The organism is Rheinheimera sp. (genome assembly GCF_037442345.1).
GTDB lineage: Bacteria > Pseudomonadota > Gammaproteobacteria > Enterobacterales > Alteromonadaceae > Pararheinheimera.
On sequence record NZ_JBBIQL010000003.1, the window covers coordinates 152946 to 176272 of the forward strand.

The following is a 23327-nucleotide window of genomic DNA, read 5'->3' on the forward strand; positions in this document are numbered from 1 at the left end:
TCTGCATAGATCCGTTAAACATCTCAAATTAGAATGATGCTATTTTAATGCAATGAATATCTACTCAACCAAATACCTAGTTTTCGGCGGTCTTCAGACATCCCCATTTCAAATGGCGATTTAGGAGCGGCTATGTGGAGCTCCAATTCAATGCTACTGTTACTGCATTGTTCGGGAGCTACCTCTACTTCCAAATCCACAGCAGCTTCAATATCCCCTTTATATAAGGTCTTTTGTTGATGTTTAATTTCAATAGATTGACGGCCAAAAGGTGTCAGTTGCAAACGTATACGCAGGACATCCTGCTGGAAATAAAATTGTTTCTCACTACACGGTAAACTGAGAACAGCTTTGCTACCAATTGACCAGACTCCTGTAGCTTCAATACCGCTCCAACCAGATGCCAAACCTGCATTACCCCGTTGGTCTATTCCCACTAAATACTCGCCAACTGATAATTCCAGTTCTGACGCATCCACCTGTTGCCCTGTCAACCTAATATAATAAGGCTGTGTATCCTGTCGACTAGCAGCGACGGTTTGAAGCACATCTGAAATTTTTCCCTGATCGAAAAAGCATGAAGCTGGCGCCAGCACCCTATTTCGACCACCACCGGGAATAACCAAGGTCTTTGCGCAATCAGGTCCAATGATGGCCAGAGGGTTCACTTGGCCTATTTCCTCACCGTAACCACCGAATTTTTCGATAAAAATTTCAGGATGCGGCGAATACCATCTGCTCAAGTTCGACTGCACGAATGTGGAAAACGCACTTGGATAGGGTAAATTTTCCTTATTGGACGGTGCACTCACAGCAAAGTTATACCAAGTATTACCCCCTAAAAGCACCACACACACCAGCGCCAAAACCCGATGACCATCCAAGTGCTTCAGCACATAAACCAGCAACGGCACAAAAAGAGGCAAATACCACAGGGCGTAACGGGCAGGACCAGCTCCGGCTCCGGAGTTTAGATTCTCTGTTGATGAATGAGCATATAAATTGATCGCAAGAAATGCCATCATAAACAAAATGAAAAAACGGTTGTCTTGTTCTGTTGTTGTAGGCTTCTCTATAAACCTAAAATAAAAACACAAGCCTAGGATAAGCATTCCTATCGGCCAGAAGGGTAACAGTCCCACATCAGGGTCAAGCAACCATATATAAAATATTGATAGGTTCAAGCCTAAATCTGCACCCATTGTCAATAGTTGTGGTGTGACAACACCATATCGAAAGAAATAGTACGTTGGATGAAGCAAGACAAGAATTGCAGTGCCGAGAGTTAATACGACCTCAAACAATGTCAAAGCTTCCCTTCGTTTAATAAGTATCCGGTAACAAAACGGAAGAAATGCCACCAAGGCAAAGGATGGATTTTGGGTTGAAGCCATCGCGAAAAAAAACGAACCTGCCAAATAAAATCTGCGATGTACACAAGCCACTGCTAACATGCAGAGCACAACTGTCAGAAGTTCAGTATGAACCTTATCCAAGTACCATAACATAGGTGACAACAGCGTCATAATGAACGCCACTGCCAGCCCTCGCCTTCCATAAAGGCGGATAAACACCACAAACAATGCCATCAAAAGCACAAAGTGCAACAACAGAAAACTGTGATGTACCTGCAAGCCCAATCCGACAGCGTTGAAAGGTAACGCGACTAAAAATGCAAGAAAGCTATAAAACCAAAAGTGGTTAAAATCAGCCGTTTTTCCAATTCGTAATTCTGGAAATTTCTCCATAACGTGCTGAAGAGAAGGCATATATTCAACTAGGTGGGTGTCAACTAACGCTTGATAGTGAGCAAAAGCAGAGTCAGTCATCCAAGGTCGAAAGGTATCGGCCCACGCATAATATAACGCATAATATTCGCTACCATCACCAACACGAATGGCTGCCTGCTGGGACAAGTAAATAAATACCCCTCCCAGCCCTGCAAACACCAGCAAATACAGCCAATAAAGTGAAAGACTGCTTAATACACGAGTCAACATTAATCACCTAACTTGGCAGCAATAGCCCTGCCTTCTCGGATGGCATAGTTGGTTCCGCGATCTTCAGGATAGATCTGGGCCATTGTAGAAATCAGAGCATTATCAAATGGAGTAGTGATACCTGGTACGTACTCTGAATAACCACGCTCAGTAACAGGCTGCGCATACTCAGCGCGCCACACTTTGTAATCTACCACCCAAGATTCATCCAGATTTGGAAACATTCGCTTTAAATGTCCCATTGCAAACTGATAATACTCCTCATCTGAGTACTCCCAGACTGGGTCTTCAACAGCGAGGTATCTAGACAGATACGCAATATGAGTCCCTTTATAGTTGTCTGGTGTATCAAAATTGGTATGTTCAATCACCCCGACAAAAGGGAAACCAGGGTCGTTCACATTTAACCAATAGGTTTCTGACAGGCTCTGCTTTAAACGCAGCACCAGACAGACGTTCCCTAGGTATTTCACCCGCCGTAAAGATTCAAGCCAGGCAGGTTCAGCTTTTTGTTGCAAAATATCGGCGATGATAGGGAATGAAGTTGTGAACAAAAACTTGTCACCTTCCACCCGTCCTTCATTGGTCAGAACGGAGGTGATTTTGTTGTCTGCCGTTTCAACAGCAGACACTCTTTGGCCAAAGCTCACGTCACCACCCAGCTGACGAATAGCTTCCACCATTTTGTCTGCTAAACGCCCAAATCCGCCTTTGAAGTATGCCAGCTCTTCACCACCTTTGTCATTTCTGGTGCTGCCACGTAATACCAGTTTTTTCCACATCCATACAGCATTAACCGCTTCGGCAAAAACCGAAAACTTGGCTGTAATCAAAGGTTCCCAGACGGTTCGATACACCGACTTACCGCATAATGGCTCCAACCACTCGCGAATACTCAGGTGCTCGATGCTTTTCCAGTCCTTGATACGACGCACCTGAAATACCAATAAGCCTAGCCGAATACGATCAATAAAAGATAAGGCTTTAAACCGAAGCAAATCCAGCGGTGTAGAAAGTTTCCACATACGACCGTTGAAATACATCCCAGTGCGGGTTGGTAGCAGGATGACATCACCTTCAAGCCCTAACTCTTTTACTAACTCAGGCACATATAAATCATTGTTAAACCAGTGATGATAAAACTTCTCTACTTTCACACCGTCATTGAAACTAAAGGTTCCGCCAAGTCCACCAGGGCCATCATCAGCTTCGATCACCTGCACTGACTTTCCTTGCTTAGACAGTACATAAGCAGCTGTCAGCCCCGTAAAACCACCACCAACAATCACTACATCATATTTTTTCATTCTCAATCCTACGAATACTTCAATTTTGCACAGACTGCAGTTTTGCGGCAGTGAAAAGCTCAGGGCGAGCCAGCAATGCGACTAATCCAGCCACTGTGGTCAAAAGCCACAACGCCAGATGCACAACAATGGCGTAACTCGCTGCCTCAGCATTAGATACACCCGTCATTAAAACAGCCGTATACGCTGCCAGATGAAACGGACCAACATAACCAGGCGATGAAGGTACTAAGGTAGACAATGTCGCCAATGCCATAATCAATAACGCCGCTGCCGGCGATACATCAATGCCAAACCCCAATAAGATGAAATAAAACAGCCCGGCTTCTCCAGCCCAGATCAGCATCGACAAAACCAGCACTGCTGTCAGCATCCCGGGCCTGGACATTTGGTTTAAACCTGAGAAAAACTCAGCAAAAGCCTTGCACAGTTTTGTTTTGGTTTCGGATAGATTGGCCTGAGCAGACCAATGCAGCAGCCAGTGACTTAAAGAACCGCTAAACAGAATCCCAGCCAACAGCAAACCGCTACCAAGCGAGACCAGGGTCATTGCCAGAGTTTGGTAATTTGGAGGGATCTGAAAGCTTTGAATAACACCCAGTCCTATCATCAGACAAAACACCAGTGTCACCAGATCAACCAAACGTTCAATCACCAGACTGCTGGTCGCCGTGGCTTTAGTGATTCCCATGGAGGCAGGGAACACCAGAGCACGCACAACGTCGCCCAGACGTAACGGCAACACATTGTTCAATGCAATAGAACCTAAAAATGGGGCGATGCATTGCGAATACCGGAGCCCGGCACCCGCTGATTTTAACATTAATGACCAACGCAGAACCCGCATGGCATACCCGAAAGCCAGCGAAACCGCACCGGCAATCAGGTACAGGCTGTTAAAGCCTTCAAATGCCTGAATCACGTCAGCTATGTTGACTTGTCTATACAACACAAATAGGCACAGAAGGGTAATGCCGAAACCCAGCAGATGCTTCAGTTTTCCCTGCAGGGCAAAACCAACAGTTTTGCCCATCAGTTTCTCCAACTTTGCCAAGGCGCGCGTCCACTGGCCCACAACGCTTCAAGTTCACGTTTATCTCTGAGTGTGTCGCACGGCTGCCAAAATCCGGTATGATGAAAAGCAACCAGTTGTCCGTCTTTAGCAAGATTAGAAAGTGGCTCCCGCTCCCATGAAGTCGAATCCGCATCGATATATGGAATCACTTCTGGTTCCAGTACAAAAAAACCACCGTTAATCCAACCAATTTCGTCGCTGGGTTTTTCTTCAAAACTGGACACCTGATTGGAGGTAGTAATATTCAAAACGCCAAAACGGCCAGGCGGTTGCACCGCTGCAACCGTGGCCAATTTGCCATGACGTTTGTGGAACTCAACTTCAGCAGCAATGTTGATATTGGATAAACCATCGCCGTAGGTCATACAGAAGGTTTCGTTACCAAGATAAGGCGCCACGCGCTTCAATCGCCCCCCGGTCATAGTTTCTGGTCCAGTGTCGACCAGAGTGATACGCCAGTCTTCTGCCTGACTGTTATGGATCACATGCTCACCCGTTTTTAAATCAATGGTCATGTCAGACATGTGGCGATAATAATTAAAGAAAAACTCTTTAATTATATAGCCTTTGTAACCTAAACAAATCACAAAATCATTAATGCCATGATGAGCATAATTTTTCATGATGTGCCATAACAGCGGTCGACCTCCAACTTCAACCATTGGCTTAGGTTTTGTATCTGACTCTTCAGCAATCCGGGTTCCCAAACCACCGGCAAGAATAACAGCTTTCATGCAAACTCCATTTATAGTTTTAATTCGGACGATTTAATATTCAGACTTTGAGCAATAATAGCGACCGGCTCAGCTCGAAGAACCAGATAGATGCGTAATAAATACTCACCAATAATTCCCAACAAAAAGGAGTTCAATCCAATACCAAACAACACAAGAATATGGATGCTGGCTAAACCCTGTGGAATTTCGGGATAAAGTAATTTAAGTGCTACGTAATACAACGCACCTACAATACTTGCGGCTAAAATAACGCTACCTAAAAATGAGGCTGCACGAAGCGGAACCGTCGAGTGGTTAAAAACAGCGGTTAAGCCTAAACGCAGTAGTCGGGATACATTAAATTTGCTTTCGCCAGCAACTCTGGCATCCCTGTCATAAGGCACGCCAATTTGGTTAAACCCCAAGCCAGCAATCATCCCACGTAAATAAGGGTTGGCGGTTTTGATTTGAACCAACGACTGAACCACTTTTCTGTCAATAAGGCGAAAATCGCCTACATCTCTGGGAATTGGGTGTTCACTTATCTTATCTATCGCCCAATACCCCAGTTTCCTAAATGCATGCAGGAACACATTTTCAGGTCGCTTTTTCCTTATACCGTAAACGACTTGGGCACCGTTTTGCCATTGCTCAAAAAATGTTTCCAGCAATTCAGGTGGGTCTTGTAAGTCGGCGTCAATCTGCATGACGGCATCGCCAGTCGTGTGCAAATAATTCGCCAATATCGAACGCTGAAATCCGAAATTTTTAGAAAACCGAATAGCCTTAACTCTCGGATCTTTTGCAGCCAGTTGGCTCAGCATTAGCCATGTACTATCAGTTGAATGGTTATCGGAAAACACAAACTCCAAGTCACACCGGTCATGCATTTTGTGTCCCAGTGCATCCAAACGCTTATAAAGATTTTCTATATTACCTTCTTCATTTAAAACAGGAATTGAGATAGAAATCAGAGGTCTTTTAATGTTCATCAGCATGCAGCTCACTTCGGCTAAAACAATCCCTTAAATAGGTAACAACTCCCGAAACAGAGTTACGGAATGATACAGTTTGAACGGCTCCATCCGGTAGCATTATCCGGTCGAAATTTTCATACTCAGAAGAAGCTAAAGCTCCAATTTCTAACAAGTCTCTCAGATCAAACGCATCAAAAATGCTTTCGGCTAAATGTCTCAGGCTTACAGGCTCACCATGACTGAGATTTACAACGGAGTGCTCACCTGCCTGTATAATTGCCCGAATCGCCTTCACATCGTCGTCAAAATGATGATATTCACGCAATTGCTGTCCTGAAGTCATTTTAAACATCTGTTTTGAGCGGAGTGAAGACAGTACCTGACCTAAAAACATAAATGGGCTGGGGTTACCTCGACCATACAGTGTATGTAACTGAATATGGGTAACTGAAGCTCCTGCAGCAGCCTTTTTTCTAACATGTTCAGCAATAGCCAGCTTCGATTGCACATACAAATTAGGAGCGGACGACAAGCTCTCCATGACAGTACCAAAGGTCACAACCTTCATACCCAAAGTGCATGCGGCATCAATGATATTTTTCGGTAGATAATAATTAACCTTTCGAAGTTCTTCATCGCCCTGATTCGGATCTAATATGCCCGAAGCAACAAAAATGGTCGCATCAGGCGTTTTATTTTTCTCTAAATAACGAACAACATGGTCTGCAGCGCCAGCTTCAGACCATGACACATATTCATTCCTGAGCGGTAACACCATGTCTTCTGCGCAGAACTCGCTGGCAATAGCTGCGCCTAAACGCCCACGGCCGCCAATCACATAAAACGTCATTGAATGTCTCCGCGCCAAGCGCCAATTTGAGCCATAGTAATGGTTCGGGCAGACTCAGGATTGGCGTAGTAGTCACGATACCATGCAGCAGTCTCCCGAACGACACGGGCGGTGTCCCATACCGGACTCCAGTTTAACTGGTTGCGAGCCATGGAACTGTCCAAAGCGAGTGCCTGCGCCTCTGGTAACGGGTTGTTCATGTAATCCAATGCTGGGCGTTGCCAGAAATCACTCATAAGCTCCAAAACACTGCGCACAGAATACTGCTTGGCATCGTGCGGGCCGAGATTCCATGCTTTGGCATAGGAAGATGGTTGTTCTGAGCAAAGACCAGCTAACAGCACAAGATACCCATGTACCAACGCTAAAACGTGCTGCCAGGGTCTGGTCGCATCAGGGTATCTTAACGTTAGGCTTTTCCCCTCAACCACACTTTTGACAAAATCAGGAATTAACCGATCCTCTGACCAATCTCCTCCCCCAATGATATTACCGCCACGGGCAGTCGCAATCGCTGGCCCCAGACCATCCTGATAGGGGTAAGACGCAGCATAACTTTGAATAATCATCTCCGCCGCTGCTTTTGAAGCACTGTAGGGGTCTTTCCCACCTAACGGATCATTCTCTCTGTAAGGCCAGCTCCATTCATTATTCTTGTACACTTTGTCCGTGGTAACGCATACCACCCCCTTCACAGTCTTTACGCGGCGGGCAGCCTCCAGGACATGAGCTGTGCCCTGCGCATTGATCAGAAAAGTTGAGAGTGGTTCCTGATAAGATTTGCGCACTAAAGGCTGAGCAGCCAAATGCAAAATAAGATCTGGTTTAAACCGTTCAACCGCGGCTAATAACTGCTCGAAGTCACAGATATCACCAAACTCTGATTCCATACCTTCGCCAGCAGCAACCACATCGAACATCGCAGGTTGAGTATCCGGTTTCAATGAAAAACCAGCAACTATGGCACCTATAGCCTTCAACCACAGAGACACCCAACTGCCGGTAAAACCGGAATGGCCTGTGACAAATATTCGTTTTCCATTTAACTGCTTCTCGAAAGGTAATAAATGCTCAAACATATCTAGCGCCTTAATTTTTGATACCACTTTTTGCCTTGGATATTTTGTTTTTTTCTATTAGTACCGAGATCAGTTGCTTAGCGCTGTCACTCCATGTCAGCCAAGGCATATCATCTGAACGCGGATGCATGCCTTTGGAGTAGAGCGCGATCCATTGTTGAACCGAGTGAGCAAGTTCTACTGGGGTAGCACCGTCAAAGTAAAATGCATAATTACCTGCGACTTCCCTGAATACAGGAATGTCACGTACCAGTAACGGAATCTGATGCTGAGCAGCTTCAATCAATGGCAAACCGAACCCTTCGCCTACTGATGCAATCAGAAGACAGGATGCATTCGCATAAACTTCTAGCAAATACTCATCACTAATCCCCTCTAACCAGAAAAGTCGCTTACCAAATTCGGGATGCTGTTTAATTTGTTCGGTAAATGAGCTCATCATCCAACCTTCTTTGCCCACCATGACCAAATTCACATCAATGTTGTCGGCCCACAGCAGACTGAAGGCATCCAATGCCTGACCGTAACCTTTGCGAGGTTCGATTGTTCCTACCATAAGGAAACTGGGAACTGTGCTAAGTTGCTTAATAACCTCTTTGGCATTGTCAGCAAATCCCTGGCTAGGAGATGAGGTGTCGAGATCTGCCCCGAGATGAAACCAGCCTACGTCGATTTCCCCTTGGCGGGCAGGAGCGTTTTTCGCCACCCACGCCGAAAATTCTGTGGCTACAGCCTTGGAAATACAGAGAACAGAATTTGCCGTCGCCACAACGCTTAGCCATTTTTCGTGGGCAGACTTTGCTCCACTAGGGAAAAACTGTTCAAACTGAACAGGCAGCAAATCGTACACAACAAATGAGACATAAACCCCTCGGTTCATCATCTGTTCAAACAGGCGAGTATTCTTTTCACTTTCAATAACATAACCGCAGGCTAAGTCTAATCCAAGAAAAATATCACCAGCTTGAGGTTCAACAGTTTCATCTTCGATCCAACCTTTAGGACAATTCAGTAGTCCAAGTGTGTAGTCACGCGCATGTCGCATATGCCATTCACCGTTAGCATCGGAAATGTAAACGGGCTCGATCCTGTAACCTGTAGGCGGCGATTCAAACAAGGCAAGCAAAATGGCACGCACGACTCGCTGAATCCCCGTTTTTAAGTCAGTTCGGGCAACAGCTGACACGTCTAAAAACAAAGTCTTGCACGGTTGTTTCTTGGGTAAGTTTAGTGAAAGCTTTTTGGATAGTGATAATAGATTGAGCTGTTCAACTTGACCATTTAACTCCGCAGCTAAATTTCCGATCAGCTGGTCAAAATTAAGCCCCCTGTAAAAGCGTTCAATATGTTCAGAGTACATAGAGGCACAGTTCGTTGGATCATGAATGTCCCGGATGTAATCTTGGGCTGTTTTCCCCAAAGCCTTGCGTTGTGCTGGAGAGCGCCTTAATAATTCCAACGCAGCTGTTAATTGAGCTAACGCAAAATCATCATCAAGCTTCAGTACTAAGTCATCAGAAATATATTCCATAGCACCATTCGCATTAATGATGGTCGCCAAGCCGTAGTTCATACAATCAAGAACAGCTGCAGATGTCTCACCTCTGGAGTGCGTTCTCAGTTGCACGGCAGCATCAGCGGCACTAAGAAACAACCTGTATTTGCTGGCATCGACCCAACCACTGATTTCGACAGAGTTCAACGCAGGAGACTGACGGATCCTTTTTTCCAGTTCAAGGCCATACTCCAAACCACCATGTTCACCTACGAAAACAAGCTTGCAACACGGGTCCTGGTTAAGCAGAGGACTGTCTTCCCAAGCATCCAATAAACGGTGGTTTAATTTATTCCAACCAAGAAACCCAAAACTACATAGAATAAAATCATCCTCGTTAAATCCAAGAATGCGTCGGGCTTCCCTGCGTTCCACTAACTCAGCCGGCTGTCTTAACAAAGGCAATACGGAAATGTCATCCGTCTGGCTATACCAATCGCGAGCCAGTTTTGCAGCGTGCTCCGAGTGAAAAATCATCCCTTTTGCATTTTCAAACAGGCTGAACGCTAAAGGAAATTGTAAAATTGCGGCCATATCCCCTTTATCGGCACAAATTTTTACCGCTGAATATCCGCCGGAACCATAAAGCTCCTTCCAAAAACCGTCTTTACGCATTCCTCGGCTGCTACGGTGCCATTGCACATCGCCAAGATAAAAATCATGCAAAACTACGACGCCAGGATGGAGCTCAGCTAACCCCAGCATTTGTGCGTGCAGAGGATTGTTTCCGGCATGATAAAGGATCCTGTCATAGTGCGCAGCAGAGGCTTTGAACTCTTCAATACTTAAAATCCGGCAATGTTGCTTAATCCAAGGTGACGTGATTTCATCTTGATCAACAACCACATCAATCTGATAAAACTCAGCTAAAACAGGCAATAGTTCGGCACAGTAATCGGCAATACCGGAACGCATTGGAGGCAAAGGAGATACATTCGCCAAACGCTTTTTTCCCGCTTTTTTTCGCTCCGCTGTTGATTGAGCCGTTAGTTGCTCACAAAGACTCAGCATCTGTTGGATTTCAGTTGCCCCAAATGAGCAATCAGTCTTTAGCTTGCAAAGCTTATGTTCTGAACCAAACTCGTGCAGTAACTTAGCGCACTGCTCGAATTCTGCTGGATCACAAAAAAATACCGCATAAGTTTTAACTCCTTGCCAGTCCAATAGCAGAGATGACAACGACTTCGGGGTTACATGCGCTGACAGAACATATTCGTTTTTCAAAGGAGCAGCAATAAAGATGTCATCAATCGAGCCAGCATGCGTGTAATGCACCACATCTGGTTTGAGGCTTACTAAAAATCCGTCGTACATAAGCTGATTAGCAATGTCTCGGGCTTTTCCTGAAGCTTCATTTTCTTCGAGGCCATGCCAAACCCGTATAAACTCTTGAGATAATATGCCTTGTAATGCTTTGCGTATGGCAGCAATCGAACCAGGCTGTAAGCCGCTCAATGCCAAAAACACATCATGCTCAGCGTAACTCTGAACCAAAGCACGGACTGCTCCAACGCTATCGTCGTTCCAGTCCTGCTGCGCGCCTTGCATATCAATCACTATACGCATTACTGCTTACCTTCATTTGTTTCAATAGCAATCTGCAAAGCTCGATAAATTGCTCTGGCCTGTGGGCTCAAGTTAGCTAATTTAAGATCCACCACATCGATGAGAGTCTCGTTGTTAAGGTCTGATCTGGGCGGTATAGTGCTCAGGGAGCACTCAATCAATTGGCGATGTAAAGCAAACTGCCTTAAATGTCTGTAAATGAAAGGGCAATACTTGATTAGCCATCCATTGAGACGGATAGCATATTCAGGTTTCCCCAATATAAAACTTATAAGTACTTTGCCTAATGTCACCAAAGGCCATTTCAAGGCAGCCTTCATAGAAGTGCCGACTCTGAGCACGGCACCGCCCAAATACCGCAAAGGTGCTGTTAAACGCCATGACCAACTATCCGACAATGCCTGGATTTGCTTAAGTCTCTGTTCTGCCTGCAGCCAATGATGATGATTTGCTGCATGCAGTTGAGCTAATTCAGCCTGAGCTGCTTGCAACTGGGAAAAATGAATATGATTAACTTGCAGTAGTTCTTCAAACTCGTGTTTGAGCTTGTGGTAATCATCCGTCTGCTTTTGACTTATTTTCTCTGCAGCTAATAAGTCGTTGTCCGTAGTAAGCTTATTTCGTAAATGAACTTGATGCGCTTTCTGAAGCGCGTCAAATTCTTGTTTTAGTTTGTGGTAATCATCCGCCTGTTTTTGACTGATTCTCTCAGCAGCCAATGCATCCTTCTCCCTGGCCAGCTGCATGCGCAATTCACTGATCTCACTATCTTTTGTGAGGGCCAGTAACTGTAACTCCAATCGCTGGTTGTCACGGGTAAGAAGCTGACTTGTATGCTCAGCGGACAGAAGTTTGGCGTCGAGATTGCTTTTTTGCTCTTCAATCAAACTCTTTTCTGCCAGAGTGACGCCTTGCAGCACAGATACATCGGTCAGTCGTTGCTGAAGATGCTCGTTTTTGACTTCAAACTGTTTCAAAAATGCATCTTTTAAAGCGATCACAGTCATAGATTCCGCTTGTCTTATTTCAAATCTGTGCAATTCTGCTTCTAGTCGCTTAATTTCAGCCTCTAATCGCTCACACTCCGAATTCGCAGTTTGCGCTTGCTCCACATGACCAGCCAAATGATTGAGGAGTTCGCCTCTCTCATGCTGCCATGCTAACTCTTTCTGAGCCTCAACATGCTTTTGCTGTGCTAAAGTGACGGCCAAAGCTTGGCTTTTAAGCGCTAACTCAGTTTCAAAACGAATAGCAAGTTCTCTGGCTCGACTTGACTGATCAACAATATCTGTGAAAGTCACAGGTTCAACAGCATCACGCCTAGAAACTGTCGCAAACTCGTTCCGCAATTGATGCAATTGGGCCAATTCATGAGCATCCCAGCCATTAGCAGTCAGCAATTCGTGAATTCGGGATTCAAGCGGTAAGAAAAATTGTTCGTCTTTATACACATAATCAGCTTGCGGGATCTTGCAGTCAGAAAAGTTAAGCTCACTAACACCAATGTCACGTCTTAATTTCAACAGTATCTCATCCCTATATTCGGCTGAGCTACTTAAACGGTCTATGTTTATCATCAAGTCGGCATGATCTAGAGCGTGTTTTAAAGCTAAAATCCACAATAAATAAAAAACCAAATAACTTTGTTCACTAGTCAGCGGTCTGGTTGAATAAAAATAAAACGCTCCAGATATGTCGCTATTTGGATACGCTTCTAGTTGTAATTCAGAACAAAGTATTTTCACAATATCAGGGCTAGTACTCGAGTGAATAATCAACTGATTCGCGCTGTCAAAGTAAGAAGCTACTTTATAAGACCACCACTGGTCCCATGGGTTACGCCATAAAAAAATATGATGGGCATCAATACTCTGTTTAATATCGGCAATTCTATTACTCGTACGACACTCTTGAAAAATGGGGCGTCCCTTTTCTTTTGCTGCTTCAATTAGAGCTCTCCAGTACGGTACACCCAAATCACTCTCATCCGTTGAACCAAAATACGCATCGTAAACCATGGGTTCCGTGATAACATGCCGCCAGCACTCCCATGTATCCAACAGTTCTTGAAAATAGCCCTTCATCATTTCCGGGTGGCGTAACTGCGCCACTTTCTTTTGACCATGATCTGTAAGGAGTATCGAACTATCATCCTTAGCAAAAATAGCGATCTCATGGATGGATTCCTGGTAGCACCAATAGGCAGAAATACTTCGCCTAAATACATTAAAGACGTATGTGCTTCCTGACCGAAAAAGAGAATGGATAAAAACTGGGCGATTATCTTTCTTCATTGGGCAGTCTTATACGTTTACATATCTTTCAAAGAAGACCATATCATCATGAAAACAACTCAGCAAAAAGTTAACATTTGAACTTTCACTTAATATGTCTTCTACACGGCTACAGTATTCACCGGACGTTTTATTTTCATGATGTACTTGAAAATCCTTTCCAAGTGTATGTGAAAGGCGCTTCAATTCGGAATTGAAATTATCAGAGTTGCCAATAAAATTGAACGAACTCATATCCACATCTCTAAAGTAGATATCCCTGTAAAGATTCCTAATAACAGGTATTCTTACAAACTCCTTCCAACTGAGTTGATTATCGATCACATATTGATGCAACCTATTTCCGGAACGAGGAATTTGAAACCAAAAAAAATAATTAGATAAGGCTCGCTTAATAGGATTACGCAAAAATGTAATCAAGTTAGCGTTGGAAATATGTGAATATTTTTTTGCCCAAAAATGGCCATGAATGATGTCATAGTTATCATAACTGCGATTCTGCTTCGCCATTTGATGGAGAAATCGCTCTGGATCCATGTTGGTCGGTGAGCACGGCTGCATTGGCAAATCATTATAATCCCACAAGATGCGACCGTTGCAGAACTGCTGTTCATACCAAGCTCTTAATGACGAGCCTGCGCATTTAGGCACGTGAACGGAGATAATCATATACTTACACCCACTAAACGATACAGAAAAAGATATAATAAGCAGTTCAGTATCAATCTACAAAACTCAAAAAACTTACCTGCGCATCTAAATCGATCAAACCATCGCCTAACGTCGCACCTCGATGAGAAACAACTTTCAACATCGCACAGTCTACTAGTCTGGAATAAAACTCTGCTTCATTATTGATATCGCCTTTAACTCCACAATTAAAATAATAAACAGCAGGAGCCAAATTATTTTTCAAAAAAAATTTAACAGTGATGACGTCCCCTGATTTCCTTTCAGAAGTATTTATATGAGCATATTTGGTATCTGTCCCGTAAATAGATATCCCTTCTACAGTTTTCATTTTCATCGCATAAATAGGGTTTTCTGTATCCCTAAAAAATTTAACTGTGTAACACCAAGCAAACATTTGGTTACTTTCGACGACATTGATCTTATTACCTGATTCGTCTTCGATCCAACAGGATTGTATATCTGCATAGCCATTCCCGTACTTTAGCGCATTGACTGGGATCAGGCTAAAATCAAATGTGGCTGGGGAAGATGCTGCCGAAATGATGTCCGAGTCAGTATCCTTAACGTTAGTTAAAAGAGCCTTTTCATATTCATTACATACTCTGTAGGAAGCCCCATCCATAACCACTTGCCCACCACGAAGGTAAATCGCCCTCTCACAAAGTTTTTTTACACTTTCAGTTGAATGGCTGACAAAAAGTAAACTTGTCCCGTTTTCCTGAAAATATTCGATACGTCTAAAACACTTGCGCTGAAAGGCCACATCACCAACAGCCAAAGCTTCATCCACAATAAGCACTTCAGGACGACTTGCAGTAGCGATACTGAAAGCCAGTCGCATTTGCATACCGCTTGAATAAGTCCGTACCGGTTGATCGAAGTAATGGCCTAACTCAGAAAAATCTAGAATAAAAGGAATAAAGCCATCGAGCTCTGCAGTTTTGTACCCCATCACTGCCCCAGCCAGGTATACATTCTGTCTGCCTGTCATTTCAGGATTAAAGCCTAAACCGAGCTCCAGAATAGCAGACACTTTACCTTGCACATGTACTTGCCCTGCAGACGGCTGAATAGTCCCGGTAATGATTTTAAGCAAGGTACTTTTCCCTGCTCCATTTTGACCAACCAGTGCAACAGCCTCGCCTGGCATCACACTAAAAGAAACCTGATCCAGTACTCTGGTACTTACACTAGCTGGATTCCCAACACGAAACCAAGCCAATACGCGTTTCCACATACTGCTGTAACTACGGTATTCCTTGGTTACGCTGTCTACCTGAATAACCGGTATCATAATTCGTCCACAATATCGCTGCTGGCCCGCATAAAAAAGCAAAAGCCAATGACCAAAAACCAGAGCGCCAACCCAGCAACCCACAGCAATTCAACCGACGCGCTGATGGTCTGGTATGCAATAGCCTGTTGATAGCCCTGAATCACCCACATCATTGGGTTATATTGCATAAAAACAGCAATGTCGTTACTCAAGGTACTGAATACATAGACAATAGGTGTCAGCCAAAACCAGAACTGAATCACTATCTGCCAGATATTGCCAACATCGCGGTTAAACACATCAAATACAGACAACGTAAGGCCGATGCCAACGGCCAATCCTAATGACAGCATAATAAAGACTGGCAACATCAGCAGACTGACAGACGGAGTTACCCCAAGCAGCCACACCAGAAAAATAACAACCAGAATAAACAACAAATGATTGAGAACAGTGGAACCGACAACTATCAGAGGAATACAAACTTTTGGGAAACTGACTTTTTTTAACAGATTTGCTCTGTCTCTGAACATGGTGATGCAACCTTGAGTTGTCTCAGCAAACAAACTCCATCCAACCATTCCCGACAGCAGATACACAGCATAGGCAAATTTACTTTCAATTCCGGGCAACCTGGACCCTAAAAATTGAGAAAGTACTAATGCCAAAACTGCTGCGGTGGCCAAAGGGTGCAGAATAAACCACAAAGCACCTAAGCGGGAGCGTGCATAACGACCTCCCATTTCGGCCTTGATGGACGACATAATAAAGTGCCTGTAGTCCCAGGCAGCTTTAACCATCAACATATAAGAAATTCCTGAATTAACTTAAGAGCGTCCATACACATCGTCAAACCGGACAATATCATCTTCGCCCAGGTAGCTTCCGCTTTGAACTTCGATCAGTTCAAGCTGTACTTTGCCGGGGTTAGTCAGGCGGTGTACGGCCCCTAAAGGGATATAAATGGATTGATTCTCACTGAGCAGGGTTTCTTTGCCATCAATTTCGACCACTGCCGTACCGGAAACAACAATCCAATGTTCTGCACGGTGGTGATGCATTTGTTTCGACAACGATGCGCCTGGCTTAACAGTAATGCGCTTTACCTGATAGCGCTGACCGTTGTCTACCGAATCGTATTTACCCCAAGGACGGTGCACTTCACGGTGCAGCAAATGTTCATTGCGATCCGTATTTGCCAAATAAGTGACGACATCTTTCACTTGCTGCACTTTGTCTTTATGCGCAACCAGAATGGAATCTTTGGTACCAATCACCACTAAATCCCGTACGCCAACAGTGGCAATAAATTGATTTTCAGATTGCACCAGACAATCGCGGCTCTCGATATTTTTCACATCCCCAAGGCAAACATTCCCCTGGCAATCTTTATCCATGACATCCCATAAGGTAGCGAATGAACCTACATCACTCCAGCCGGCATCAAGCGCGACGACAACACCCTTCTGAGTTTTTTCCATTAACGCATAATCAATGGAAATATCAGGGCATTGTGCGAATAACTCTTGGTCAACACGGATAAAATCAAGATCTGTGCTTGCTGCATCAAAAGCCAATTGAACGTTGCTTACTAATTGAGGATCCAAAGTTGTCATTTCGTCTAATAAAACAGACGCCTTGAAAACAAACATCCCGCTGTTCCACAAATACTGGCCGTCTCTGATATATTCTTCAGCGGTTGCTAGATTTGGCTTTTCTACAAAACGCACTATAGGACTGACACCAGAACTGATATCCCGGGCTTGAATATAACCATAACCAACTTCAGGCTTCGTTGGCACTACGCCAAATGTTGCTAAGTAACCTTGTTGTGCTTCATGCAGCGCTTTGTTCATGGCCTGGCGAAAGCGTTGATTATCGTGAATCACATGGTCTGCCGCCAATACAACTAAAATTGCCTCTTTATCTAATTGCTGCGCTTTAATAGCAGCCAGTAAAATAGCAGGTGCAGTGTTACGAGCTATAGGTTCAAGAATTGTAGCCGTTGGCTTCACGCCTATTTGTTGCAATTGCTCTGAAGCAATAAAACGGTGATTGTCGTTACAGACCAAAATTGGCGGTTGTAAGTGAGTCACTCGGGATGCCGTTTCTTGCAACATGGTGAGTTCACTGGTCAGCTTTAAAAACTGCTTAGGATAATGTTTACGAGAAAGAGGCCACAACCTTGTGCCTGAGCCGCCAGATAAAATGACAGGAAAAACGGAATTCATTATGTCCATAACAGCATATCCTGATTAATTACATACATCTTTAATTAACAAAGCTTGCGAGTTTGATGGGTTTAAACTCAATGCGGTTTGAATTAATCCTTTCGCAAAATCACAGTAGCCCATATTGATATAACCTACGGCCATTGCTGCAAGCAGGTCACTGCGCAACCTTGGCTCATTTATACTCTTCAGCCCTAAGACAGCAAGATTAACACCTGACTGATATTCTTTCATCTCAAATCTGACCTTCATAATGTTGACGATGGTGCCTACGGAAATAGACCCTTGCTCAAACTGGTATTCGAAAGATTTGGTCATATAGTCATTGGCGAGAGTGAACTTACCTTCACGGGCATAAATTGCTCCCACGGTCGCCATTGCTTTGGCTGCCGTAGGATTGTTAGATATATTTTGCAAATGAAATTGTTCTGGCTGCTGCCACAGCTCATTACGTTGATAAAGCTTAATTGTGCTAAAGATTAAAGTGCCAATAGCGAACAGAAACCAAATTCGCGGATGAACAACACCAAAGCCTAAAGGTATTAGCCCGACCAGTGCGAGTACCAGTGCGCAATCAGGGAAATATGCTCGGTGCTCAAAAGCAAGGTCCACAATAGGAATCACACCAGATTCAACCAGATTCAATAAGTAGAACCAAAAGACACCTAATGTAAATAATGGCAGTCTTTTATAGCTAATGGCAGCCAGCAGCATCAACAACGCATGCAGTACAAGAGCGCTATATCTGACTTCGATGCTGATAGACTGAATGGGCATTGTCATATCCAACTGCAATGGATAGATAAAAAGCAATTTTGCCCAATAAAGCAGCAGCACATACCCTTGTGCAGAGAAATAGTCCCAACGACTATACAAAGTTGTTTCTCTGCTACGTACATCCAGCCACTCACTAAACTCAGGAGCTAACCAACCACAGATAAGGATTAACGCGATACAACCGGCCAAAATGAAATTCAGTTGACGTCGTTTGCCGCCATACAGCCATTCAAATACAAAAATCATCAGGGGTAAAACAACCGCATTTTGTTTGGTCATAACTGCCGCTGCAAATGCAAGCAGCGCGAGTATCAACCACGTCTTTTTATGGTCATTCCGAAATCGCATATAACTATACAACGTCAGTAAACCAAAGAACGTAACAAGCGCAGCGAGGCGCTGCACGATATAAGTCACGGCCGCACTGTGCAGCGGATGGACTAACCAAAGTGCAATAAGGACGACAGCTAGCCATAAATGCGCTTTGACTTTTAAAAACTGACAGAGTCGCCTATAAAGCAGCCCCAATAGCAAGCCATTTAGAAAATGAATAATGAGGTTTGTAATGCGGTAGAAAACCGTGTTTTCTGGAGAAACTAAGTAATTCAAATAAAGACTAAAGTAACCAATAAAACGACTACCAAATAATTGCCATAACAGCAAAACATCATGCTTTGCAAAAGCCTGGTTTTCGACAATAGACACTCGGTCATCTAGGTAAAACGGTGCGCTGAGGCCAGGAAAATACCCTACAAAAACCGCCACTATAACTACAGAAGCAAATGCCAATAGTACCGCAGCAGGCTGCCTGAAAGTTATCATCCTTGTCACCACATCGCATAAAAAAGTAAAAAAGAAAGCGGGCAAAACCCGCTTCCTTTATCAAGCTATAACTACGTCTTAGTTTTTGTACTGAGAAGTAGGAACAGTTGCACGGTCTGCACCGCCAACGTTGTACATAGCATATACAGTAACGTCTTTGTTTTCAGCATTGATAGTAAATGTCAAAGACAGTTTCTTGCCATTCAGACCTGGAACAGCACCGTTCAGCGCGTCGAAAACTGCAGCGCTCAGAGAAGTTACTGAGTTAGCTTTAGCAACAGCGATTGTGCCAACGTCATAAGTCACACCAGACTCATCGATGGCTGTCAGAGTTACGTCTGCATCCAGAGAACCAGTGTTCGTTACGGTGAATACACGGCTTACGTTGGCACCGAATGGTACGTAAGGAACGTTAACCATGGCACCATTCAGTGTCCACTCACCGGCGTCGATTGAAGAGCCAATTGATTCAGCTGAAGCAGTACCGTAGTTCACTGTACCAGCCAGCTTGAAGTCACCAGCAACCAGAACTTTAGCAGCAGAACCAGTTGGAGGAGTAATAGTTACAGTTTGGTCAGTAGTAACAGCTGAGTTGTAGGTCAGAGTCAGTACTTTGTTAGTTGCGTCATACGCCTTAGTTGGAGAACCGCCTGATACTGAAACAGCAGCAGTAGTTAACTCACCCAAATCAGCGTTCACTTTAACTACAGTGCTGGTAACAGTTGCAGGTGCAACCAGGGAAGCTACTTCAGAAGCTTTAAACACTAAAGGCAGGCTTGTGCTAGAAACAAAAGCTTTACGGCCTTGAGCTACGTCGATAGTGCCCGCGAATTTTTGAGACACAGTCAGGTCACCAAACTGATCTTTCGCTTCTGCAATAGTCACAGCAGTAGTTGGGTCGATAGGTGTTGAGCCGTTAGACAGAGTAGAAGCTACGCTTACTGAAGCATCCACTGCAAGAGCATTGGTCTTCAATGTTACAGAAATTGGGTCAGAAACTGCACCAATAGTAGTCTGACCCGTTGATGCTGTAACGTTAGTTACACGGTAGCTGCCTTCGTTAGAACCAGCAGTACCTGACAACAGAGTCAGAGTCATGCTAGCGCCGCCTGAACCGGCAGCATATTCAATTGTTGATGGCCAAGTGAACGAAGAAGCAACAGCACCTGAAGTCACAGTGAACTTCACCAGATCGTTGATTGCATAACCAGCAGCTACAGTGTGAGTGAAGCTTGCGGCTTGAGTAGCAGTAGCAGCAGCACTGGCAGCGCCTTGCTTAGATACTTGCAGTGCCGTCGATGTTAACGTACCAGCTGCAACACCGAAAGTAGCAGCAACAGCGGCTGATACCAGAGTGTATTTTACGAAGTTTTTCATTATTAATTGTCTCCTAGTTTCATGAAACTGGGCCCAAGCTTTCCCATGGTCCCTGTGCACTTTCTGGTTGCGAAGTTACACCACCAAAAAGAGTATGTTGTATCGACCTTCTTGTCAATACAGCATGTTGGCCTATTCTCAAGTTAAAACTTTACATTTTCAAGACCACTTGAGAAATTTTTGCGAATTTCATCCCATTGTTTTTCATCAAAAATTATTTTAGGTGTTACTAAAATTACCAGTTCAGTTTTAGTACGGGTGTCAGCCTTTGATTTAAACAGATTGCCCAGCAAAGGAATTTTCCCAAGTAGGGGCACTTGGTTGTCACTATTGCTGTTATTTTCAGAAATCAAACCACCCAATATTATTGTTTGACCACTATTCGCAACAACCTCTGTTTTTATATTACGGTTGAGCACTATTTGTGAAGATGCATCTGCATCTGCATTCACCTGATTGGAGATTTTTTGTTCTATCTCCATGATCACAACACCTTCTGTATTGATAGTGGGTGTCACGCTCAGCTCAAGCCCCGTCTGGCGACGATCAATGTTGGTTCGGGTAATAGGAGTCTGATCAAAGTTACTTTCTGTCGATGTGATAATTGGAATTTCTTCACCCACCGAAATGGTTGCCGTCGTGCCATCACGCACTAACAGCGTTGGGTTGCTTAATACATTTACTAAAGTATTGCTTTGCAGCGCCGCCAGGTTGAATTTGTTGACTGAACTGGCGAAAGATAATGTGCCACCGGCTATGTCTGTCACTGCGAAGTTGCCTTGAGTATTCAGACTAAACTTACCATCCTTCAAAAAGGCCTCCACGCCAAAACGGAATTCATCTGTCAATGTAACTTCTGCAATGGTCGCTTCTAATACCACTTGACGCGGCATAATGTCTAACCGGCGGATCAGCGGCAATAGCGCCTGGTATCTGGTACCTGTGGTTTCGAAAATGACCATATTCGCCCGCTCATCAACCACAATGGTAATTTGCTCGCTGGTCACAGAATTAACCTGAGCTGTTGGCGCCACTTTATTATTGACACTGCTTTGGGTGTCCCGGCTGTCATTTCCTGCCGCCGCTTTGGTCGTAGTACCGCCCCCACCAAACAAGGGCAATAAGCTGTCCCCTAAGTCCCGTGCCCGCGCATATTTAGGGTGGTAGATAAAGTATTGCTTTTGCGCGCCTTGCGGTGGCTGATCAATTTTACTTGCCCAAAAAGCCACTCGCTGCAAAAACTGACTATTTGAAGCAAAAACCGCTATGCCACCATTTTGCGCCATTGGCACCAATACCAGGTTTTTCTGTTGAGGAGAGCCGATAGCCACAGGGATCCCCTCATTATCAAGCAAAGTAGCAATTTGTTTTACAAAATCATCAGGATTCACATAAACCAAAGAGATAAATGAAATATGTTTGGCACGATGTGATGGCTGATCCAATAACGAAACCAAATCCAATACCTGAAGAATTTGCTCCCTGGTCCCTTCGACAAATAAAGCGCTCTGGTCAAAGTCGACCGTTAACTTAGCTTTCGTCAGTTCACGTAAGGTTCGTTCGATACTGATAGTAATTCCGTATTGCAGTGGAATTATCTGTAAAATCTGCCCGGCTGTTGCAGGGACATCACGCACTGCCTGACCTATGCCTATTTGCAGATTAGCGCCAAGGTCTTGGGTTAATGGATGGAAATAAAAAACTTTGTCTTTATAAGAAATATAAGCCGCATTACTTAACAGTAACTCTTTTACTTGCCGATACAGCGCTTTTTTGCTCATCGGTTCTGAGATATTCAGAGTCACTTGCTGAGGCGCCTGGCTCAGCGCCTGACTGATCACATAATTGGCCCCTAACACGCCACCAAAAACGTGGTGGATAAACTCCTCCAGCCGCATATTTTCAGCCGCTAAGGTGACCATTTCTGAAGCGGAAAAATACTGCTCATCCGTTTTGTCTTGTGATAAGACACCACTGCGGACCTTGACACCTGTTAATGCACTAATTTGTGTTTGATTGCGGACATCTGATGCAGCATTCGTCTGATCTGCAGGTTCCGTAGTCGTCTCAGGTAATCCATTTAACACTGAAGGCTTTACCTGATAGGGTGACACTGGGGCTGCGCAGCCAGATATAGCCAGTGTGGCAGACAACACCAAGTGCAACACCGGTTTCATCTTTAACTTCATGATCATCTAGCGCATTTCCTTTTGAATAGCTTTAAACATTACCAGCTCAACTTTCTGCTGCCCGCGTTCCAGAGTCAGTGTTCTGTGCCCGACCTGAGTCACTTGATAGCCATCAAGCTCCCCTCCCGGCTGCACCCTTTTTGTTACTGTTTCTCCGGTCCTAAGGTTCGTTTGTCTTAACACCGCAAAGGCTTGACCTTCCGAAAAAATCCCTGTTAGTTGATAACTAAACTCACCACTGCGTAATTGGTCGAGTAATCCCTGCTGTGCAGATTCCTGTTCAGCACTGAGGCTGTAATTCGGCTCAGGAGTTGGCTGGGATACAACCGAGGCTGGAGGCAACTCTTTTTTATATTCCGCATACAGTTGAAACACTTCGGTACTGAGGACTTTTTTTTCCACATTTTTATATGAAAAATCCGGCACCTTTAACGGGCTAGCATCGCTGGCTGAGCCAGTCAACAGCTGAACCGTTACCCAGCACAATGCAAGGGTAAAACCGAGTCCACTTCCGATAAGCAGAGGCGCAGTCTTCACTGCCAT

Annotated in this window: 17 protein-coding genes; all 17 read right to left on the reverse strand. The window is 44.4% G+C overall.

The genetic code is table 11. From position 1 onward, the window contains the following. Window positions 1–44 precede the first annotated feature (44 nt). Entirely contained in the window at window positions 45–2000 is a 1956-nt protein-coding gene (locus WKJ04_RS02715; RefSeq protein WP_337879006.1) for a hypothetical protein, read from the reverse strand. After that, the gene (locus WKJ04_RS02720; RefSeq protein ID WP_337879007.1) at window positions 2000–3307 is read right to left on the reverse strand and encodes an NAD(P)/FAD-dependent oxidoreductase; all 1308 of its coding nucleotides are present in this window, start codon (window positions 3305–3307) and stop codon (window positions 2000–2002) included. The genes WKJ04_RS02715 and WKJ04_RS02720 overlap by 1 nt, the downstream gene beginning before the upstream one ends. A gap of 19 nt (window positions 3308–3326) precedes the next feature. Beyond that, window positions 3327–4340: a lysylphosphatidylglycerol synthase transmembrane domain-containing protein gene (locus tag WKJ04_RS02725; RefSeq protein ID WP_337879008.1), complete on the reverse strand. Its 1014-nt coding sequence runs from the start codon at window positions 4338–4340 to the stop codon at window positions 3327–3329. After that, on the reverse strand, window positions 4340–5116 hold the full coding sequence (gene rfbF, locus WKJ04_RS02730) for a glucose-1-phosphate cytidylyltransferase (RefSeq protein WP_337879009.1): 777 nt from the start codon (window positions 5114–5116) through the stop codon (window positions 4340–4342). Before rfbF ends, WKJ04_RS02725 begins: the two co-directional genes overlap by 1 nt. An 11-nt stretch (window positions 5117–5127) precedes the next feature. Next, entirely contained in the window at window positions 5128–6096 is a 969-nt protein-coding gene (locus tag WKJ04_RS02735; RefSeq protein ID WP_337879010.1) for a glycosyltransferase family 2 protein, read from the reverse strand. Further along, complete coding sequence (locus tag WKJ04_RS02740) at window positions 6080–6925, reverse strand: NAD-dependent epimerase/dehydratase family protein (RefSeq protein ID WP_337879011.1); 846 nt, start codon at window positions 6923–6925, stop codon at window positions 6080–6082. Before WKJ04_RS02740 ends, WKJ04_RS02735 begins: the two co-directional genes overlap by 17 nt. Continuing rightward, window positions 6922–8004, reverse strand: coding sequence for a CDP-glucose 4,6-dehydratase (gene rfbG, locus WKJ04_RS02745; protein ID WP_337879012.1), 1083 nt, complete (start codon window positions 8002–8004; stop codon window positions 6922–6924). The genes WKJ04_RS02740 and rfbG overlap by 4 nt, the downstream gene beginning before the upstream one ends. A gap of 10 nt (window positions 8005–8014) precedes the next feature. Then, window positions 8015–11125, reverse strand: a complete 3111-nt coding sequence (locus tag WKJ04_RS02750) for a glycosyltransferase (RefSeq protein ID WP_337879013.1) — start codon at window positions 11123–11125, stop codon at window positions 8015–8017. After that, window positions 11125–13419, reverse strand: coding sequence for a hypothetical protein (locus tag WKJ04_RS02755; protein ID WP_337879014.1), 2295 nt, complete (start codon window positions 13417–13419; stop codon window positions 11125–11127). Before WKJ04_RS02755 ends, WKJ04_RS02750 begins: the two co-directional genes overlap by 1 nt. Window positions 13420–13428: 9 nt before the next feature. Further along, a complete protein-coding gene (locus tag WKJ04_RS02760; RefSeq protein WP_337879015.1) occupies window positions 13429–14088 on the reverse strand; it encodes a hypothetical protein in 660 nt (219 codons plus the stop codon). Between the two features lie 52 nt (window positions 14089–14140). Beyond that, window positions 14141–15406 (reverse strand): ABC transporter ATP-binding protein, encoded by a 1266-nt coding sequence (locus tag WKJ04_RS02765; protein WP_337879016.1) that lies wholly within the window; start codon window positions 15404–15406, stop codon window positions 14141–14143. Further along, on the reverse strand, window positions 15403–16194 hold the full coding sequence (locus WKJ04_RS02770) for an ABC transporter permease (protein ID WP_337879017.1): 792 nt from the start codon (window positions 16192–16194) through the stop codon (window positions 15403–15405). Before WKJ04_RS02770 ends, WKJ04_RS02765 begins: the two co-directional genes overlap by 4 nt. 21 nt (window positions 16195–16215) lie before the next feature. After that, a complete protein-coding gene (locus WKJ04_RS02775) occupies window positions 16216–17628 on the reverse strand; it encodes a mannose-1-phosphate guanylyltransferase/mannose-6-phosphate isomerase (protein WP_337879018.1) in 1413 nt (470 codons plus the stop codon). 15 nt (window positions 17629–17643) lie between these two features. Further along, the gene (locus WKJ04_RS02780) at window positions 17644–19263 is read right to left on the reverse strand and encodes a hypothetical protein (RefSeq protein ID WP_337879019.1); all 1620 of its coding nucleotides are present in this window, start codon (window positions 19261–19263) and stop codon (window positions 17644–17646) included. Between the two features lie 33 nt (window positions 19264–19296). Further along, entirely contained in the window at window positions 19297–20595 is a 1299-nt protein-coding gene (locus tag WKJ04_RS02785) for a hypothetical protein (RefSeq protein ID WP_337879020.1), read from the reverse strand. 143 nt (window positions 20596–20738) lie between these two features. After that, the gene (locus tag WKJ04_RS02790; protein ID WP_337879021.1) at window positions 20739–22790 is read right to left on the reverse strand and encodes a secretin N-terminal domain-containing protein; all 2052 of its coding nucleotides are present in this window, start codon (window positions 22788–22790) and stop codon (window positions 20739–20741) included. Next, a complete protein-coding gene (locus tag WKJ04_RS02795) occupies window positions 22791–23327 on the reverse strand; it encodes a hypothetical protein (protein WP_337879022.1) in 537 nt (178 codons plus the stop codon).

Excerpts from the sequence above, each read along its gene's own strand:
- WKJ04_RS02720 (WP_337879007.1), bottom strand. The coding sequence starts at position 3,307 with ATGAAAAAATATGATGTAGTGATTGTTGGTGGTGGTTTTACGGGGCTG.
- WKJ04_RS02785 (WP_337879020.1), bottom strand. The coding sequence starts at position 20,595 with ATGAAAAACTTCGTAAAATACACTCTGGTATCAGCCGCTGTTGCTGCT.
- rfbG (WP_337879012.1), bottom strand. The coding sequence starts at position 8,004 with ATGTTTGAGCATTTATTACCTTTCGAGAAGCAGTTAAATGGAAAACGA.
- WKJ04_RS02755 (WP_337879014.1), bottom strand. The coding sequence starts at position 13,419 with ATGAAGAAAGATAATCGCCCAGTTTTTATCCATTCTCTTTTTCGGTCA.
- WKJ04_RS02790 (WP_337879021.1), bottom strand. The coding sequence starts at position 22,790 with ATGATCATGAAGTTAAAGATGAAACCGGTGTTGCACTTGGTGTTGTCT.
- WKJ04_RS02765 (WP_337879016.1), bottom strand. The coding sequence starts at position 15,406 with ATGATACCGGTTATTCAGGTAGACAGCGTAACCAAGGAATACCGTAGT.
- WKJ04_RS02715 (WP_337879006.1), bottom strand. The coding sequence starts at position 2,000 with ATGTTGACTCGTGTATTAAGCAGTCTTTCACTTTATTGGCTGTATTTG.
- rfbF (WP_337879009.1), bottom strand. The coding sequence starts at position 5,116 with ATGAAAGCTGTTATTCTTGCCGGTGGTTTGGGAACCCGGATTGCTGAA.
- WKJ04_RS02735 (WP_337879010.1), bottom strand. The coding sequence starts at position 6,096 with ATGCTGATGAACATTAAAAGACCTCTGATTTCTATCTCAATTCCTGTT.
- WKJ04_RS02725 (WP_337879008.1), bottom strand. The coding sequence starts at position 4,340 with ATGGGCAAAACTGTTGGTTTTGCCCTGCAGGGAAAACTGAAGCATCTG.
- WKJ04_RS02740 (WP_337879011.1), bottom strand. The coding sequence starts at position 6,925 with ATGACGTTTTATGTGATTGGCGGCCGTGGGCGTTTAGGCGCAGCTATT.
- WKJ04_RS02775 (WP_337879018.1), bottom strand. The coding sequence starts at position 17,628 with ATGGACATAATGAATTCCGTTTTTCCTGTCATTTTATCTGGCGGCTCA.
- WKJ04_RS02795 (WP_337879022.1), bottom strand. The coding sequence starts at position 23,327 with ATGGCAGTGAAGACTGCGCCTCTGCTTATCGGAAGTGGACTCGGTTTT.
- WKJ04_RS02770 (WP_337879017.1), bottom strand. The coding sequence starts at position 16,194 with ATGTTGATGGTTAAAGCTGCCTGGGACTACAGGCACTTTATTATGTCG.
- WKJ04_RS02750 (WP_337879013.1), bottom strand. The coding sequence starts at position 11,125 with ATGCGTATAGTGATTGATATGCAAGGCGCGCAGCAGGACTGGAACGAC.
- WKJ04_RS02760 (WP_337879015.1), bottom strand. The coding sequence starts at position 14,088 with ATGATTATCTCCGTTCACGTGCCTAAATGCGCAGGCTCGTCATTAAGA.